Origin of the sequence: Enterobacter sp. 2VL (assembly GCF_005503595.1) — a bacterium.
GTDB classification, from domain to species: domain Bacteria; phylum Pseudomonadota; class Gammaproteobacteria; order Enterobacterales; family Enterobacteriaceae; genus Enterobacter; species Enterobacter cancerogenus.
In genome coordinates this window covers 286,991-304,814 of sequence record NZ_SCNE01000002.1, presented here as the reverse complement: position 1 = coordinate 304,814, position 17,824 = coordinate 286,991, and the positions used below count along the sequence as shown (strand labels likewise).

General features: G+C 58.9%; 14 protein-coding genes. 3 read left to right on the top strand and 11 right to left on the bottom strand.

Annotation, left to right across the window (positions count from 1 at the left end):
• Positions 1–85 precede the first annotated feature (85 nt).
• Genes FFS28_RS05805 through FFS28_RS05795 form a run of 3 tightly spaced genes read right to left on the bottom strand, consistent with a single transcriptional unit; the run spans position 86 to position 3,044 of the window.
• A complete protein-coding gene (locus FFS28_RS05805) occupies positions 86–1,048 on the bottom strand; it encodes a lysylphosphatidylglycerol synthase domain-containing protein (protein ID WP_006177269.1) in 963 nt (320 codons plus the stop codon).
• Complete coding sequence (gene clsB, locus FFS28_RS05800) at positions 1,048–2,286, bottom strand: cardiolipin synthase ClsB (RefSeq protein ID WP_058610583.1); 1,239 nt, start codon at positions 2,284–2,286, stop codon at positions 1,048–1,050. The genes FFS28_RS05805 and clsB overlap by 1 nt, the downstream gene beginning before the upstream one ends.
• Positions 2,283–3,044, bottom strand: coding sequence for an endonuclease/exonuclease/phosphatase family protein (locus tag FFS28_RS05795; RefSeq protein ID WP_137849025.1), 762 nt, complete (start codon positions 3,042–3,044; stop codon positions 2,283–2,285). The genes clsB and FFS28_RS05795 overlap by 4 nt, the downstream gene beginning before the upstream one ends.
• 133 nt (positions 3,045–3,177) lie before the next feature.
• Here FFS28_RS05795 and FFS28_RS05790 point away from each other — a divergent pair, with 133 nt between their 5' ends.
• The gene (locus tag FFS28_RS05790; protein ID WP_137849024.1) at positions 3,178–3,588 is read left to right on the top strand and encodes a YbhQ family protein; all 411 of its coding nucleotides are present in this window, start codon (positions 3,178–3,180) and stop codon (positions 3,586–3,588) included.
• On the opposite strand, the gene FFS28_RS05785 is transcribed toward FFS28_RS05790, so the two are convergent.
• Genes FFS28_RS05785 through cecR form a run of 5 tightly spaced genes read right to left on the bottom strand, consistent with a single transcriptional unit; the run spans position 3,550 to position 9,238 of the window.
• Complete coding sequence (locus FFS28_RS05785) at positions 3,550–4,656, bottom strand: ABC transporter permease (protein WP_058610584.1); 1,107 nt, start codon at positions 4,654–4,656, stop codon at positions 3,550–3,552. The genes FFS28_RS05790 and FFS28_RS05785 overlap by 39 nt on opposite strands.
• A 57-nt stretch (positions 4,657–4,713) precedes the next feature.
• Positions 4,714–5,847, bottom strand: coding sequence for an ABC transporter permease (locus tag FFS28_RS05780; protein ID WP_042321052.1), 1,134 nt, complete (start codon positions 5,845–5,847; stop codon positions 4,714–4,716).
• A complete protein-coding gene (locus tag FFS28_RS05775; protein WP_101738015.1) occupies positions 5,837–7,576 on the bottom strand; it encodes an ATP-binding cassette domain-containing protein in 1,740 nt (579 codons plus the stop codon). The genes FFS28_RS05780 and FFS28_RS05775 overlap by 11 nt, the downstream gene beginning before the upstream one ends.
• On the bottom strand, positions 7,569–8,564 hold the full coding sequence (gene hlyD, locus FFS28_RS05770; RefSeq protein WP_137849023.1) for a secretion protein HlyD: 996 nt from the start codon (positions 8,562–8,564) through the stop codon (positions 7,569–7,571). The genes FFS28_RS05775 and hlyD overlap by 8 nt, the downstream gene beginning before the upstream one ends.
• Positions 8,561–9,238 (bottom strand): transcriptional regulator CecR, encoded by a 678-nt coding sequence (gene cecR / locus FFS28_RS05765; protein ID WP_058610586.1) that lies wholly within the window; start codon positions 9,236–9,238, stop codon positions 8,561–8,563. Before cecR ends, hlyD begins: the two co-directional genes overlap by 4 nt.
• 236 nt (positions 9,239–9,474) lie before the next feature.
• On the opposite strand from cecR, the gene rhlE reads away from it, so the two are divergent.
• The gene (rhlE, locus tag FFS28_RS05760) at positions 9,475–10,848 is read left to right on the top strand and encodes an ATP-dependent RNA helicase RhlE (protein ID WP_137849022.1); all 1,374 of its coding nucleotides are present in this window, start codon (positions 9,475–9,477) and stop codon (positions 10,846–10,848) included.
• Positions 10,849–11,570: 722 nt separating this feature from the next.
• On the top strand, positions 11,571–13,748 hold the full coding sequence (gene dinG / locus FFS28_RS05755) for an ATP-dependent DNA helicase DinG (RefSeq protein WP_058610588.1): 2,178 nt from the start codon (positions 11,571–11,573) through the stop codon (positions 13,746–13,748).
• Here dinG and FFS28_RS05750 read toward each other — a convergent pair.
• From FFS28_RS05750 to FFS28_RS05740, 3 genes are read right to left on the bottom strand one after another with little or no spacing between them, the layout of a single operon-like run.
• Positions 13,735–14,238 carry a fimbrial protein gene (locus tag FFS28_RS05750; protein WP_006177280.1) on the bottom strand — a complete coding sequence of 168 codons (504 nt, stop codon included), beginning with the start codon at positions 14,236–14,238 and terminating at the stop codon, positions 13,735–13,737. The genes dinG and FFS28_RS05750 overlap by 14 nt on opposite strands.
• Positions 14,239–14,244: 6 nt before the next feature.
• Positions 14,245–15,234 carry a fimbrial protein gene (locus FFS28_RS05745; RefSeq protein WP_137849021.1) on the bottom strand — a complete coding sequence of 330 codons (990 nt, stop codon included), beginning with the start codon at positions 15,232–15,234 and terminating at the stop codon, positions 14,245–14,247.
• Positions 15,235–15,255: 21 nt separating this feature from the next.
• Complete coding sequence (locus tag FFS28_RS05740) at positions 15,256–17,823, bottom strand: fimbria/pilus outer membrane usher protein (RefSeq protein ID WP_137849020.1); 2,568 nt, start codon at positions 17,821–17,823, stop codon at positions 15,256–15,258.
• Position 17,824 lies beyond the last annotated feature (1 nt).

The window sequence follows — 17,824 nt, the reverse complement described above, 5'->3', positions numbered from 1 at the left end:
GTGCGGTCTGATGCCCTCACCCTGACCCTCTCCCACGGGAGAGGGAACACACACTAAAAACGGCAACAAGGTTGCCGTTTTGCTTTTATTTTGCCATCGCCTTCTCGTTTTTCGCCCGCAGCTTCTTCGCACGACTTTCCAGAGCCAGATAGCACACCGTGGCCAGCGCCAGCGGCAGGAAGTAGTAGATCATGCGATACGCAAGCAGGGCGGCAATAATGGCTCCCTGCGAGACATGCTCTCCGGCAAGCAGCGCAATAAACACCGCCTCCAGCACGCCGATCCCGGCGGGAATGTGCACGATAACCCCGGCAATACTGCTCACCAGCAGCACGCCGAGCACGAAGAAGTAATTCACGTCTTCGCCAATCAGCAGCCAGATAATGGCCCCCATCGCCATCCAGTTCGCGCTGGAGACCGCCATTTGCAGAACCGCAAATTTCCACGACGGCAGCACCAGCTTTTGCTTTTTGATGGTGATATGGCGACGTTTGGCAAATGCGCAGGCCCAGAGATACACGGCAATGATCAGCAGCAGCACTACACCCAGAATACGCAGCGTGGCTTCGTCGATATACCAGTGCGCCGGGAGCTGCACCACGCCGACAGTGAATATCACCCCGCCGAGCAGAATATAGCCCAGCCAGTTGGTGGTAATACTCAGCGAGAAAATGCGGGTGATGGTGCCGCCCGGCAGCCCGAGGCGCGAGTAAAGGCGATAGCGCATGCCAATCCCACCGACCCAGGTGCTGAGCGTCAGGTTAAAGGCGTAGCAGATAAACGACACCAGCATCACCTGGCGTTTTGCCAGCTTATGGCCGCAGTAGGCGCGTCCTAGCAGGTCATAGCAGCCGTACATCAGATAACTCACAATCACCAGCCCGACGGCGCTCAGCAGCACCATGCGGTTATAGTTGCGAATCACCTTCCAGACCTCTTCCCAGTCAACTTTCTGGGCATACACGACCAGCAGCACGGCGACGGCAATAAAGAACAGCCAGGTGAGGATCTTCTTCGCCAGACGCCAGCGGGGATGGGATTTTGACATCAGGTTTTCCCTCCATTTTCCGCTTCTACGCGGTCCTGGGTTTCCATTTCGGGCTGCACCGGTGGGTCCACCAGTTCAAGTTTTGGGGTATGCGCAGGCAGCCAGCCTACCATCGCCGGGAAGTGGCGCAGGAAGTGGAACACCACCACGCCGATGCCCAGGTTCCACCATGTGCGTTTGGGCACCATGGTTTCATCCACCCGCACACAGTCGTTGACGATAAGTCCGTGAAGGTTCTCGCGCAGGGTGTGGTTAAACTGACGGTCGTGGATGATCAGGTTGGCTTCCAGGTTAAGGGACAAACTCAGCGGATCGAGGTTGCTGGAGCCGACGGTCGCCCAGTGATCGTCCATGAGTGCCACCTTGCCGTGCAGCGGTCGGCGGCGATATTCGTATATCTGCACGCCGCCTTTCACCAGATAGTTATAGAGCAGGCGCGCGCCCACCTTCACAATCGGCATATCCGGCTCGCCCTGAACGATTAGCTTCACGCGTACCCCACGGCGTGCGGCGCTGCGCATAGCGTGCAGCAGGCGGTAGCCGGGGAAGAAGTAGGCGTTGGCGATAATCACCTCGCGCTTCGCGTTCGCCAGCATCTTCAGGTAATGGCGTTCGATATCGTCCCGGTGCTCGCCGTTATCGCGCCAGACAAACAGCGCCTGGGCCTCGCCGGGATGGCGGTTCTCTTCCGGGCGATGACGGCGTCGCCACCAGCGGCGCGCTGCCTCTTTTCCGGGCAGGTTCTCCAGTTCAAACAGCAAAATATCCTGCACCACCGGGCCTTCGATCCGAATGGCATAGTCCTGCTTGGCCTCAGGACCGTAGTCCGACATGTGCTCGGCGGAGTAGTTAATGCCACCGACAAATGCCACGGTCTCATCGATCACCACAATTTTGCGATGCATACGGCGGAAAAGGTTGGTGCGCATGCCAAACAGGCGCGGGCCGGGATCGTAGTAACGGAATACCACCCCAGCGGAGGTCAGTTCGCTGACAAACTCTTTGCTGAGATCGGGCGAACCGTAGCCGTCGAGCAGCACTTCGATTTTGATACCGCGCTGGGCGGCGCGCAGCAACACGCTGTGCAGTTGCTTGCCAACGTCGTCTTCGAACCAGATAAAGGTTTCAAGGATCACCCTCTGCCGGGCGCGATCGATAGCCTCAAAGACGGCCGGATAATAGTTATCGCCATTTTCCAGCAGCGTAATACGGTTTCCTTCCTGCCATGTACATTTCATAGGTGTATCTCCGCGCTGAGCGGGGCATGGTCAGACAGATGTCGCCAGTTAAGAAGCGCCAGCGCGGTTGGGCTGCTGGCGTGAGCATTTTTTACGTAGATGCGGTCAAGGCGCAGCAGGGGAAAGCGCACCGGGAACGTGCGGGCTGGCCTGCCTTGGGCGCGGGTGAATATCTCCTCCAGCCCGGCTTCTGCCTTCAGCGGATGATTCGCCCGCTGCCGCCAGTCGTTGAAATCGCCCGCGACCACCACCGGCTCGCCTTCCGGCAGGGCGTTGGTCCACTCAGCGAGCATCTGCAGCTGCGCCTGGCGGTGCGCCTCCCGCAGGCCGAGATGCACACAGCCCACGTGGATGGGGAATGTCAGATCCGGCGGGGCGATACGGCAGTAAAGCAGCCCGCGTTTTTCACTTTCACCGACGGAGACGTCGCGGTTTTCGTAATGCTCAATGGGAAAACGCGACAGCACCGCATTGCCGTGATGCCCTTCCGGGTAAACCGCGTTGCGCCCGTAGGCGTAATCGCTCCACATGGTATCCGCCAGAAATTCGTAGTGGGGCGTATCGGGCCAATTTTCTACGTGCATCGGATGCACTTCGTGCGCGCCCATCACCTCCTGCAGGCAGACAATATCCGCGCTGACGGTGCGTACAGCGTCGCGCAGTTCCGGTAAAATGAAGCGGCGATTAAATGCTGTGAAGCCTTTATGAATATTAATCGTCAACACCTTAAGTGAGAAATGCTGTTTTTTATTGGTCATACACTCCTGCCAGCGTCACTATCCTGATGAAAATAAAGTGTAGTCGTCGTCACAAAAAGATGCGGCGTTACGGAATTTTCCGTAAAGTGCGGTAGTCTGAATTAGCAGAGAAAAATCCTTCAGGAGAGAAGCCATGAAGTGGCAACAACGCGTTCGTGTCGCAACGGGACTGAGTTGCTGGCAGATAATGTTGCATTTACTGGTCGTGGCCGTACTGGTGATGGGCTGGATGAGCGGTACGCTGGTGCGTGTTGGCTTAGGCCTGTGTGTGGTTTACGGCGTGACCGTGCTGTCGATGCTGTTTTTGCAGCGTCACCATGAAGCACGCTGGCGTGAAGTAGGTGATGTGCTCGAGGAGCTGACCACCACCTGGTATTTTGGCGCGGCGATGATCGTCCTGTGGCTGCTGTCGCGCGTGCTGCAAAACAACCTGCTGCTGGCCCTGGCGGGTCTGACAATCCTCGCAGGGCCTGCGGTGGTCTCGTTACTGACCAAAGAGAAAAAGCTACGCGATGTTTCGTCTAAACATCGCATAGGCCACTGAACCCGTCGTGGCCGCGATGACCAGTAGCGGCCATAAACTTCCCCAGACAATGTCCAGACTCGCATCCTTCAGGTAGATCTGCTTGGTGATATCCGTAAAGTGTCGAATCGGGTTTATCCACGTCAGATCCTGTAACCAGACCGGCATGTTCTCTACCGGTGAGACGTACCCCGAAAGCAATATCGCCGGCATCATAAAGACGAATACCCCGATAAACGCCTGCTGCTGCGTGGAGCAGAGCGCTGAGATGAGCAGGCCAAACCCGACCAGCGACAGCCCGTAAATCACCATGGTGAAGTAAAACAGCGCCAGCGAACCGGCGAAGGGGATCTGGTATGCCCAAATCCCGACACCCAGCACAATGGTGGCCTGGAAGGTGGCGACAATCAGCGCCGGAATCGCTTTGCCGACGAAGATTTGCCAGGTTGCCAGCGGTGAGACCAGCAGCTGATCGAGCGTGCCTTGCTCGCGCTCGCGCGCCACGGAGAGCGAAGTGACGATCATCACGCCGATGGTGGTGATCATGGCGATCAGCGACGGCACCACAAACCACTTGTAGTCGAGGTTTGGGTTATACCAGTTCCGCACCACCAGCTCGCTGTTGTTGGGTTTGGGTTTGCCCGCCATCAGCTCCTGCTGATAATCCTTCACCACCTGCTGCAGATAATTGGCCGCAATCTGGGCGCTGTTGGAGTTGCGCCCGTCGAGGATGAGCTGCATCGGCGCGGTCTGGAAGGTGTCGAGATTGCGCGAGAAATCGGCCGGGAAACGCACCAGCAGCAGCGCTTTCTGGGTATCGATGGTCGGCTGGATCTCCTGCGGGCTTTTTAGCAGCAGCACGTGCGTAAAAGCTTTCGCGCGGGCGAAACGCTGGGTCAGCTCAATGGAATGTTTGCCGCTGTCCTCGTTATAAATCGCGATGGTGGCGTTAGTCACTTCAAGCGTGGCGGCAAACGGGAACAGCAGTACCTGAATTAATACCGGCAGTACCAGTATCGCGCGCGTCTGCGGCTCGCGCAGCAGCGACTGCAGCTCTTTGCGGATCAATGTCCATAAACGGTGAAACATTGTGTCGTCCTCCTGTCGGGCGGCGCGTACGCGAACCCGACCTACTAAATCCGTTGGTTAATCTAATCGCCGTTTGGTCTTCATCCACGTCAGGCCGATGAACATCACGGCCGACCCCATCAAAAACAGGATGTTGATAATCAGCACCGCCGGAATATTCCCGGCAAGGAAGAGGCTCTGTAAGGTACTCACGAAGTAGCGCGCCGGAATGATATAGGTCACCACCCGGATGGCCGCAGGCATGCTGTCTATCTGGAAGATAAAACCGGACAGCATAATCGACGGCAGGAACGCGGCGTTCAGCGCCACCTGCGCGGCGTTAAACTGGTTGCGGGTGACGGTGGAAATCAGCAGTCCCATGCCGAGCGTGCTCAGCAAAAACAGGCTGGTGATCAGGAACAGCAGCACCAGCGAGCCGCGGTATGGCACGCCGAGGATAAACACTGACACCAGCATACAGAGCAGCATCGCCAGCATGCCGAGGAAATAGTAGGGGATCAGCTTGCAGAGCAGCAGCTCCACCCGCGTGACCTCGGTTGAGAGCAGCGCCTCCATGGTGCCGCGCTCCCACTCGCGGGCAATCACCAGCGAGGTGAGGATCGCGCCAATCACCGTCATGATGATGGTCACCGCACCGGGAATAATAAAGTGCTGGCTGATGGCGGCGGGGTTAAACCAGTAGCGCGTCTGCACGTCGATCAGGGGCTCGAACGTTTCGCCGCGATCCTCGGCGCGCTGCATTTGCCACAGCTGCCAGATCCCCTCCGCGTAGCCCTGCACGAAGTTGGCGGTGTTAGGCTCGCTGCCGTCGGTAATCACCTGGATGGGCGCCTCGGTTCCGGCGCGCGCCATGTTGGCGGCAAAATCCACCGGAATGACGATCAGCCCGCGTATTTTCCCTGCCTGCATCTTCTGGATCAGTTCCTGGCGGTTGTCGCTAATCGTCGCGTCAATGTAGGGCGAGCCGGTCAGGGCGTGGGTAAAATCCAGCGCCTCTTTGCTCTGCTGCTCCAGCAACACCCCGACCCGCAGCTTGCTGGAGTCGAGGTTAATTCCGTAGCCAAAGATAAACAGCAGCAGCAGGGGGATCACCACTGCAATGAGCCAGCTGCTGGGGTCGCGCACAATTTGCCGCGTCTCTTTGACGCACAGCGCGCGCACCCTGCGCCACGAAATGGCATTACTGCGCATGAGCATTCTCCTTATCCCAGTCGTGGATGAGGGTGATAAACGCCTGCTCCATGGTCGGGTCCGGGACGTCATCATCGGCGGCCTGCGCTTTGAGATCGTCCGGCGTGCCGTGAGCGATGAGCTTGCCGCGATAGACCAGCCCGATACGGTCGCAATACTCCGCCTCGTCCATAAAGTGGGTGGTGACCATCACCGTCACGCCTTTTTCCACCATGCTGTTGATGTGCAGCCAGAACTCGCGGCGGGTGAGCGGGTCAACGCCCGACGTCGGTTCATCGAGAAACAGAATATCCGGCTCGTGCATCAGCGAGCAGGCCAGGGCGAGGCGTTGCTTAAAGCCGAGCGGCAGTTCGTCGGTGGCATGGGAGGCGATGCTGGTCAGGCCAAACGCGTCGCGCATGCGGCTGATTTTTTCGTTCTGCGCCCGTCCCCGCAGGCCATAGACGCCGGAGAAAAAGCGCAAGTTTTGCTCGACCGTCAGGTTGCCGTAGAGCGAAAACTTCTGTGCCATATAGCCGAGGTGCTGGCGCGCCTTGCCGGAGCTGACCTTGAGGTCCATATCCAGCACCAGCGCTTTGCCGGAGGTAGGCACCAGCAGGCCGCACATCATTTTAAAGGTTGTGGATTTTCCCGCGCCGTTTGGCCCCAGCAGGCCAAAAATCTCGCCACGCTTCACCGTGAAGTTAACGTTATCCGTCGCGGCAAAATCACCAAATTTTTTGGTGAGCGATTTCGCCTCGATCACCGTTTCACCCGCCGTGCCCTCGACCGTATGCAGAATAGCGGCCAGCGGGGATTCCGACGTTCCCGCACCGCCGAGCAGGTCGATAAACGCATCCTCGAAGCGCGGGGCGGTTTCGTTTATCTCAATCTCAGGCATGCCCTGGGCCTGGCGGATATCGTCGGCGGTCGCCTCTTTTTTGAGGATCACGCGTACCGAACGGCCCTGAATCATGCCGTCGCTGACCTGCGGCAGTTTCAGGACCCGCTGCAGCAGCTGGCGGTTGGTCTCCTGCGGGCTGTGCAGCAGAAAGCTGCGCCCGGCCATGCTCTGCGTCAGCGCGGTGGGCTCGCCCTGATAGAGCAACTCTCCCTCGTTCATCAGCAGCACGTCGCGGCACTGCTCGGCTTCGTCGAGGTAGGAGGTGCTCCACAGAATTAACATGCCGTCGCCCGCCAGCTCATGCACCATCTGCCAGAGCTCACGGCGTGAGATCGGGTCGACGCCGACGCCGGGCTCATCAAGCAGCAGCACCTTCGGCTCACCTACAAGCGTACAGGCCAGCCCCAGCTTCTGCTTCATCCCGCCGGAGAGTTTCCCCGCCAGACGGTCGGTAAACGGCCCAAGCGAGGTGAACTCCAGCAGACGGGCGAAGGTTTTCTGCCGGGTATCACCGGTCACGCTGCGCAGGTCGGCGTACAGATTAAGGTTCTCCATTACCGTCAGATCTTCATACAGACCGAACTTTTGCGGCATATAGCCCAGCATGGCGTGGAGCGCACCGTCGTCGTTAATCGGATCGAGGCCGAGCACACTGGCCGAGCCTTCATCCGGCTTCAGCAGGCCCGCGAGCATGCGCATCAGCGTGGTTTTACCCGCGCCGTCCGGGCCAACCAGCCCGGTGACGTAGCCTTTTTGCAGCGTGCAGTTCAGCGGCGCGACGGCGGGTTTATCCATCCCGGCGAAGCGCTTGACCAGATTATTGAGCTGGATAACCGCGTCATTCATGTCGTTCCCCGTCGGTGAGTTTTACGGTCACGGGCATGCCCTGGCGCAGCGCATCGTCTGCATCGGTCACGATGATGCGCAGGCGGTAGACCAGATCGGTGCGCAGGTCCGGCGTTTCAACGGTTTTCGGGGTGAACTCGGCGGTGGGGGAGACAAAGCCGACCTTCCCGTGGTACGGCTTGTCCGGGCGTCCATCGGTGTACAGCAGCAACTCGCGGCCCGGCTGCATCTGGCCGAGATTCGGCTCATCAATATAGGCGCGTACCCACACCGGGCGGGTCAGGGAGAGCGTTAAGACGGTGCTGCCCGCGCTCAGGATGCTGCCCGGCTCCACGGCGCGGGTCATCAGCGTGCCGTCGGACGGGGCAACCAGGGTGGTGTCGCGCAGATCCAGTTCCGCCTGTGCCAGCTGCGCCTGCGCCTGCTCGAGGCTGGCTTTTGCCTGGGCGATATCCTGCGGGCGGTTACCTGTGCGGTACTGGCTCAATTTATCCTGCGCCGATTTCAGCGTCGCCTGAGCCTGATCGCGGGACGAACGCGCGTTTTCCAGGTCGTTGGCAGAAATCGTGCGGCTTTTCCACAGCCCCTGCTGGCGGTTATAGAAGTTCTTCGCGTAGTCATACGCCGCCTGCGCCTGTCTGACGGCGGCGGTGGCCTGGGCGATCTCTTCATCACGATAGCCAGCCTGCATCAAATCATACTGCGCCTGCGCGACGGAGACGCCCGCCTTTGCCTGCATCAGGGCGTTCTCGAAGGGCGCTTTATCCAGCATCCCCAGCGTCTGGCCGGTTTTGATAGCGTCACCTTCATCCACGTTGAGTGAGGCAAGTCGCCCCCCGACGCGGAAGCTCATATTCACGGTGCGAATATCTACGTTGCCGTAGAGCGTCAGGCCGCGATCCTGCTGGCTTTGATACCACAGCCAGCCGCCGATGCCCGCAGCAAGCAGAACAACGACCACCAGAATGATGGCGACAGGTTTTTTCATGACTTCAGGCTCCTTTGCGTTAAACCCTGCAGGATCAGGTCAACATGACAGGTAATGACCTGGCTTATCTGTGCGGCTTTATCCTCATCGAATTGTGTCCAGCCGGTACGTAGCAAAATGGTTTCTCGCCCCAGACGAAACGCGAGCACTTCGCCCAGCAGGGCGTGGGTATGCAAAATGGTGTTGGTGTCGTGTGCATCCTGGCCGGTATAGGCGGCGATCAGGCGGGTTAAATGGCCGTGCATCGGGTCAATCACCTGGCTGTGCACCAGCTGGTAGGCGGCAGTGGGAGAGAGCTGCTCGCGGGAGATAAATTTGCTCAGGCTCAGGGTGTCGTCGTGCGTCAGCAGGCGGATCATATTGTGGCAGGCATTGAGGATCAGCTGGCGGATAGCGGCCCGGTCGGGTGAGGGCTGGCTGAGCAGCGCACTTGCCTCCTCAACGTGTGGGCGGAAATTCTCGCCGATGAAATCGGCGATCCACTGCGCACAGGCGAGGTAAAGATCCTCTTTTGAGCCAAAATAGTAGGTAATGGCCGCGATGTTTTGTCCGGCCTGCGCGGCGATATCCCGCGTGGTGGCGTGGAGTCCATACTCGCCAAACTGCGCCAGTGCGGCGGCTATGAGCTGGCTTCTGGCCTGTTCACCTTTGGTGGTGGTCGGAGTCGTATTCATGGCGGTTTTAAAAATTAATCAATCGATTGATTAAGATTATGCCCGGTTCCGGGGTTTGTCCAGCTGACTTCCCCAAAGAAAAGGGCTGTCGAGGCGCGGCTAAGGGATATTTTATGCGCCACGTCACAAAAGCTGCTACACTGCGCAACTTCACGACATTGTGGTTTTTGTCCTCCCTATTCGTAATATCTCCCTGAAAACTACACCAGTGACGGTCGGGGCGGTTCGGAGTTTTTATGTCTTTTGATTCCCTTGGCCTGAACCCGGAAATTCTGCGCGCAATCGCAGAGCAGGGCTACGTCGAGCCAACCCCTATTCAGCAGAAGGCGATTCCTGCCGTGTTGCAGGGCCGTGACCTGATGGCCAGCGCCCAGACCGGTACCGGAAAAACCGCGGGCTTTACCCTGCCGCTGTTAGAACTGCTGGTAAAAAACCAGCCGCACGCTAAAGGCCGTCGCCCGGTCCGTGCGCTGATCCTGACCCCAACCCGCGAGCTGGCCGCGCAAATTGGCGAGAACGTGCGTGATTACAGCCGCTATCTCAACATTCGCTCGCTGGTGGTTTTCGGCGGGGTGAGCATCAACCCGCAGATGATGAAACTGCGCGGCGGCGTGGACGTGCTGGTGGCAACGCCGGGCCGTCTGCTGGATCTCGAACACCAGAACGCGGTGAAGCTCGATCAGATTGAAATTCTGGTGCTGGATGAAGCTGACCGCATGCTGGATATGGGCTTTATCCACGACATTCGCCGCGTGCTGGCTAAACTGCCTGCACGTCGTCAGAACCTGCTCTTCTCCGCGACCTTCTCAGACGAGATCAAGGCGCTGGCTGAAAAGCTGCTGCATAACCCGCTGGAAGTGGAAGTGGCGCGCCGCAACACCGCCTCCGAGCAGGTGACGCAGCATGTTCACTTCGTGGATAAAAAACGCAAGCGCGAGCTGCTCTCCCAGATGATCGGGCAAGGCAACTGGCAGCAGGTGCTGGTCTTTACCCGCACCAAACACGGCGCCAACCACCTGGCGGAACAGCTGAATAAAGACGGCATCCGCAGCGCGGCAATCCACGGCAACAAGAGCCAGGGCGCGCGTACCCGTGCGCTGGCGGACTTTAAGTCTGGCGACATTCGCGTGCTGGTGGCAACGGACATCGCCGCCCGCGGTCTCGACATTGAAGAGCTGCCGCACGTGGTGAACTACGAGCTGCCAAACGTGCCGGAAGATTATGTTCACCGTATCGGCCGTACCGGTCGCGCGGCGGCCACTGGCGAAGCCCTCTCTCTGGTTTGCGTCGATGAACACAAACTGCTGCGCGATATTGAGCGTCTGCTGAAGAAAGAGATCCCGCGCATCACCACCGAAGGCTACGATGTCGATCCGTCTATTCAGGCGGAGCCGATTCAGAATGGCCGTCAGCAGCGTGGCGGCGGCGGTGGTCGTGGACAGCAGCAGCCGCGCCGTTCGGAAGGCGGCGCGCCGAAAGCATCCGGTAAACCGCCGCGCCGAAACGGCGAAGCGAAATCCGGCGGCGAGAACCCGTGGCGCAGCGGTGAATCCCGGCCAGCAGGGGAAGGGCAGCGTCGACGCCGCCCGCGTAAACCTGCCAGCGTGTAGTTTTCTGGGATGATTGTCTGTTGGTTATAATTGAAGGTTACGTTCACCTTAATATCCACAGAATATAATACGTTCATTACCCGTGAACGTGACAAGGGGGCCACCGCGGCCCCCTTGTCAATCCCCGCGGCCCGCCATGAAATCGGTGCTTCGCACTGCGCTCACCTCCCGACCGTCTCCCTGCGGTCGGCTCGACTCGACGTCCTGTCTCGTTTCGCCTCTGGCCGCCATCCATGGCGTCCAGCCCTTGTCATCCGGTCTCCGGTTCGCCGATTTCTGCGGGACTCAACGGCGGTGCCACATTCAGGCGGCATAAAAGGTTGAGGGAGCGAGAGTCCGGCTGAAAATCGCCGAAGCGTTTCCTGAAGGTCGGGGCGACGCGCAGGGATGCGCGGCGAGGGCATAGCCTGCAGGGATGCAGGCTGGTGCCCGACCCGAAAGCCGGAAGGAATAAGCTGAGGGCACCGCGAAGCGGCGATTTTCTCTGCCGGGAGCCGGGATTGCTAAGGGGGCGGCGGCGGCCCCCTTAGCACGTTCACCGCAGAGAAATGACCAGGTAGCAGGATAGTTAAAGTGAACGGAACGATGCCACTGAAATAACAAAGAGCCTTTGCGTAGATTCGCTGCGAGGCTCTTGTCCTTACATCTGGACTTTTTCTTTTTGCGGCATCCGCCGGAAAGTGCCACAATAGTGGCTGTTTATACAGTATTTCAGGTTTACGATGGCTTTAACCGCGGCGCTCAAAGCGCAAATTGGCGCCTGGTATAAGGCGCTACAGCAGCAGATCCCCGACTTTATCCCCCGAGCGCCTCAGCGGCAGATGATTGCTGATGTGGCAAAAACGCTCGCCGGGGACGACGGGCGGCATCTGGCGATTGAAGCCCCGACGGGCGTCGGGAAGACCCTGTCGTATCTTATCCCCGGCATTGCGATTGCGCGGGAAGAGCAAAAAACGCTGGTGGTGAGTACCGCCAACGTGGCGCTGCAGGATCAAATCTTCAGCAAAGACCTGCCGCTGCTGCGCAAAATTATCCCCGATCTCCGTTTTACAGCCGCCTTTGGCCGCGGTCGCTACGTCTGCCCGCGTAACCTGGCGGCGCTCGCCAGCAGCGAGCCTGCGCAACAGGATCTGCTGGCGTTTCTTGATGATGAGCTGACGCCGAACAACAAGGCCGAGCAGGAGCGGTGCGCCAAACTGAAAACCGATCTCGACGGCTATAAGTGGGACGGACTGCGCGACCACACCAGCGAGGCCATCAGCGACGATCTCTGGCGCAGGCTGAGCACCGATAAAGCGAGCTGCCTGAACCGCAACTGCCACTATTACCGCGAATGCCCGTTCTTTGTCGCCCGCCGCGAGATTCAGGAAGCGGAAGTGGTGGTCGCAAACCATGCGCTGGTGATGGCGGCGCTTGAGAGCGAAGCCGTGCTGCCGGAGCCGAAAAACCTGCTGCTGGTGCTGGATGAAGGACACCATCTGCCGGACGTCGCGCGCGATGCTCTGGAGATGAGCGCCGAAATTACCGCCCCGTGGTTCCGCCTGCAGCTCGATCTGTTTTGCAAGCTGGTGGCAACCTGCATGGAGCAGTTCCGCCCGAAAACCACGCCACCGCTGGCGGTGCCTGAACGCCTCAACGAGCATTGCGACGAGGTGTACGGGCTAATCTCGTCGCTGAATAACATCCTCAACCTGTATCTGCCGCAGACCCAGGAGGCGGAACACCGCTTTGCCATGGGCGAATTGCCGGACGAGGTGATGGAGATTTGCCAGCAGCTGGCGAAGCACCTTGAGAAACTGCGCGGGCTGGCGGAGATGTTCTTAAACGACCTGAGCGAGAAAACCGGCACCCACGACGTGGTGCGGCTGCACCGTATTTTGTTGCAGATGAACCGCGCGCTCGGCATGTTTGAGGCGCAAAGCAAGCTCTGGCGGCTGGCCTCTCTGGCGCAGGCGTCCGGCGCGCCGGTCACTAAATGGGCGACCCGGGAAACGCGGGACGGGCAGGTGCACCTCTTTTTCCACTGCGTGGGTATCCGCGTTGCCGATCAGCTGGAAAAGCTCATCTGGCGCAGCGTGCCGCATGTCGTCGTCACGTCAGCCACGCTGCGTTCCCTGAACAGCTTCTCCAGGCTGCAGGAGATGAGCGGCCTCCGGGAGAAAGCGGGCGACCGCTTCGTGGCGCTGGATTCGCCGTTTAACCACTGCGAGCAAGGCAAGCTGGTGATCCCGCGTATGCAGTACGAGCCGCTTATCGACAACGAAGAACAGCATATCGCCGAGATGGCGGCCTACTTCCGTGAGCAGCTTGAGAGCAAAAAATTCCCCGGCATGCTGGTGCTGTTTGCCAGCGGGCGCGCGATGCAGCGCTTCCTTGAACACGTCACCGACCTGCGGTTACTGCTGCTGGTGCAGGGCGATAAGCCCCGCTACCGGCTGGTCGAGCTGCACCGCCAGCGCATTGACGGCGGCGAGCGCAGCGTGCTGATCGGCCTGCAGTCGTTTGCGGAAGGGCTGGATCTGAAGGGGGATTATTTAACCCAGGTGCATATCCATAAAATCGCCTTCCCGCCTATCGACAGCCCGGTGGTGATCACCGAGGGCGAATGGCTGAAAAGCCTGAATCGCTATCCGTTTGAGGTGCAAAGCCTGCCGGCGGCGTCGTTTAACCTGATTCAGCAGGTGGGGCGCTTGATTCGTAGCCACGGCTGCTGGGGCGAGGTGGTGATTTACGATAAACGGCTGCTGACCAAAAATTACGGCCCGCGGTTGCTGAACGCCTTGCCCGTGTTCCCGATTGAACAGCCCGACGTGCCCGAGGTAAAAAAACGCCCGGCGAAAGTGATTGCCGGGCGTAAAAAAAGCATCCGTGCTAAGGGGCGCGGTCCTACTGGTAAGTGAATGTCACCTGCACAACGCTGTTAAACGTACCGGCGCTGACGGGCGTGGAGGTTGCATAGTAGCGGGCGGCCAGGGGGAACTCTGCCGTATGGTCGCTTTTGTTAATCACCACGTTAAAACTGGCCTGCGGCGAAATCAGGATGTTGTCCTGCCGGTCGGCCAGCTCAAGCGCAAGGCCTTTTGCGCTGCCGGTATTGGCGAATTTCGTCGGGTGAACGCTGTCGGGCTGGCCGTAAAAAAAGGCGTTCGACAGCGTCAGGCTTGACGGACAATGCGACACCTTCAGGGAAAATTCTTTCCACTCTCCCGTATCGCCCACGCTTTTAAAGCTCGTTGCGGTTGCCTGGCCCAAATCGACGGTCAAATTTCGACTGGCGCTGTCCACGACGCAGGTGTTGGCATAGATATGTCCCGTTATCTGGAGATTAATGTCATCTGCATGGGCGCTCGTCATCAGCCCCAGCAGCGTTAACAACATGATTTTTTTCATCTGAGATCACTTATAGGCAAGCGTGACGGTGGCGACGGTGTTGGCAGGGCCAGGGGTCACAAGGGCAGCAGTTTGTTCATAGCGCAACTCCAGCGGAATGCGCAGCGTCTGGTTGGCATAGGCTTCGGTCCCCAGCGACTCATATTCACCAAATGTCGGGATCATGCCGTCCACCAGCATTCTGACGCCGATGCCCGTGGCGACGCCGGTCTCCTGGGTGAGCTTAATCACCCCGGGGAACGCGCTCTCGTAGCCGTTGCCGCTGGTGACCTTCATTTCGGGCTGGACTGTCGTATCGCAGTTAACGTTGACGTAGACCGTTTGCGCCGGATCGGAGAGCGTGCCGGTACCCACAAAATCGCTCAACGGGAAATCGCCCAGATTCACGGTCAGATCTTTTGGTGATACCGAGCAGGTCACCTGGTGGAGGATCACGTTGCCGGAGTAGGCGATAGTGTTGGGGCTGCCGATACCTTCATGGGCAAAGACGCCGATGCCAAATTTGGTTTGCGACTGCACAAGCGTCCCGGAGATAACGTTATCGTTGGTTTTAACCAGTTCCAGGGTGACGTTGAAGCTGAACGACTGTTTGCCATCGGCAGAGATATAGCCAATCGGCGTTTCCCGGGAGTCACACTGAACGCCGCCCGCGCCTCTGATGCGCTGACCTTGTTCGTTCATCAGGGCGACGCCAATGCCCTCAACACCCGAATCATACACCCCCCTCATGCCGGGAATTTCTGAACCGGTGCCGTAGTAGCAGGAGACAATCTCAAGGCCGCTGTCGACGCTTTCATCGCAATTGCCCGCGACGTGAACGGTCTGCTCGGTACCGGGGATGGTTTCCCCGACCGGCAGGGTTGTCGGCACGGACACCGAGGCAACGTTGATCATCTTCGGCATGTCCGGCGTCGTACAGGTGGCCTTTGCATGAGGCATAAAGAACGATGCCGTGCCCAGAACGAGAAGAAAGAAGAACGATTTAACGAGTTGCATATGCTAAGCCTTCACGATGGATTAGTGACACTGCGCAGCAGCGTTAATAATGTTGGTTTTATTTTTCTCATCCGTAAGTACGTAGTTTGCGACACAGTGCTCGCTGGCGTCCTGCCCCCATGACACGTCGAGCTTGCCGCGCCTCGGCAGCCCGGAGAGATAGGTCTGGCCGTCAACGCCCACGATAAACTCGCTGTCTTTATCTTCCGTGGTGACCGTTGCGCCGAACGGCAGCGGCTTACCGCCGTGGGTCAGCGTCATCAGCACCCGGTTGCCCACGCGGGTATTGAAGGTGGCGCGCACCACCGCGCCGCGGGTAGGGGTGACGATTTGCGCCGCGTGCGTCACGTCGGCATCGTCCGGCAGCGTTTCGGTATCCAGCTCGATGGTGTTGTGTCGGTATGCGGTCACAAACGGCACCACGGTATAGCCGCGGAAGTCGGTCTCAACGCCGGTCTGGTTGGCGATGTGCGTCCCGTGCGTGCCCGGCGCTTTCACCAGGGCGATGGTCTCGCCCAGCGGCTGGCTCAGGGTGATGCCGTTGGCATGGGCGATAACCCCGCCCTGCAGGCCCACGTTGGCGGTGCGCTGGTTTTTATCCTGGCTCAGGCCGCCGCTCAGTTCGCCGTAGGTGGCCTTATAGTCGGCGTTCATGCTGGTTGAGTTGCCGTTACCTGAGGAGTCCAGACCTTCCTGAACGTTCCAGTTAAGGTTGTTCTCCTCCAGCGCCGTGCCGTTTACCCCGAGGTTCTGAACGGTGCCATCTTTGCTGTTGTTCATGTTGTAGGTAGCCCAGGTGTTGTGCATCCAGCGGTCGAGCGGAACCGAAACGCTCAGCGCGAACAGATTATCGTTGCTGACCGACTCGCCGTTTTCATCGCTGTCGTTGGTGTTTTTGTTCAGGCTGTAGCTCAGGCTGTAGGTGATGCCCTTCCAGCTGTTGTTGTAGCTGACGCTCATGGAGGTCATGTCCTGGCTCTGGGTCCAGTAGCTCTCTTTCACCAGGCTCAGCGTGACCGACCCCCAGCCTTCGCCCAGCGTCTGATCGATGGTGGCCTCGGTACGGGCGCGACGCTGTTGCGGGGCCGACCAGTCGCTGGCATGGGTGTACGACTCCATGGTGTCTTCCAGGGTGTAGAACCCTTTGCTGTTGTAGCGATAGCCTGCCAGCGAGAAGTTGGTACCCGTGCCGGCAAAATCTTTGCTGTAACGCAGGCGCCAGGATTGGCCTTTGCTGGCTTTCTGTTTCTTGAGCAGCGCTTTGGCGCGTGTGACGTCAATGGAGAACGCCCCGAGATCGCCAAAGTTTTTCCCGGTGCCGAGCGCCGCGGAGTGGTAATGGCTGCTTTGCTGCATGCCGCCGTAGGCGGTGAAGCCGTACGGTAAACCATAGATGGCGCTGCCCTGGGCAAAGGGCGTTTTCTCGACGTCTTTATCGTAGGAACGATATCGGCCCGCGGTTGCGCTGTACTTCAGGTGCTTTTCACGCTGCAAAACGGGGACAGAGGCGTAAGGCACCACAAAGTGGCGCTCGCTGCCGTCCGTCTCTTTTACGGTGACCTGTAAATCACCGCTGCTGCCGGTGGGGTACAAATCGTTAATTTCGAACGCGCCAGGCGCCACGGTGTTCTGATAAATGACGTAGCCGTTCTGGCGGACCACCACCTGCGCGTTGCTGTGTGCGGTGCCGCGAATGATAGGTGCGTAGCCTCTTTCGCTGTCCGGCAGCATGTCGCTGTCGGAGTTAAGCTGCACGCCGGTGTAGGGCACGCTGTCAAAGACGTCGGCCGGGGAGCTGCTCTGGCCCAGCGTCACATCGCTTTTCATCGCCACGATATCGCGTTGGGCATAGGTGTAAACCGACGAGAATTTCTGCTGCTCTTCGTGGCCGGTGGTGCTTCGGTTCCAGGTGGAATAGTTACGGATGCGCCACGCGCCGATGTTCAGGCCGGGGCGAAGGTTCACGTACTGGCTGCTGCTGTCCTGCATGCCGGGCTGGCGGGCCTGCGTCTGGCTGGCGGTGGCGCTGTAGTTGAGTATGCCGGCGGTGATCCCCTCATCAAATTCTTTCGGGTCGATATAGCCGCGCGGCACCTGGCCCAGCGCGGATTGCGGAATGCTCAACAGCAGCTGCTGATTGCTGACGCGAAACGTGGCCGACGCCGCCGGAATGGCGTGCAGGTTGGCACATTTCCCCGCGCCCGCCAGCGCAGGAAACGATTTGGTTTTAATGCCGAGGCTCTTTAATTCGTCCAGACTAAAACAGGGCTGAAGCGAAGTCTCGCCCGACGCCGCTTTTTGCAGCGTAAAAGTGACGTCGCGGGTATCAATTTTATTGTTATTGATATAAATGGCGACCTGATATTTTCCTGGCGCCTGACCTGGTCCTTTTTCATAAATAGACAGGTCAGTTTTTTCCTGCTGTGGATTATCGACGTCGAGCAGCGCCGGGTTAAAATAATCATCTGCCCGCGTTTTTTGCGAAAAACCAATCACTGCCAGACCGCATATCAGGGTCAGCAGAGTCAGTAATCGGTAAACGGAAGGCAGCCTGAACGGCCTTCCTGGGGTAGAGGTATAAATAACCATT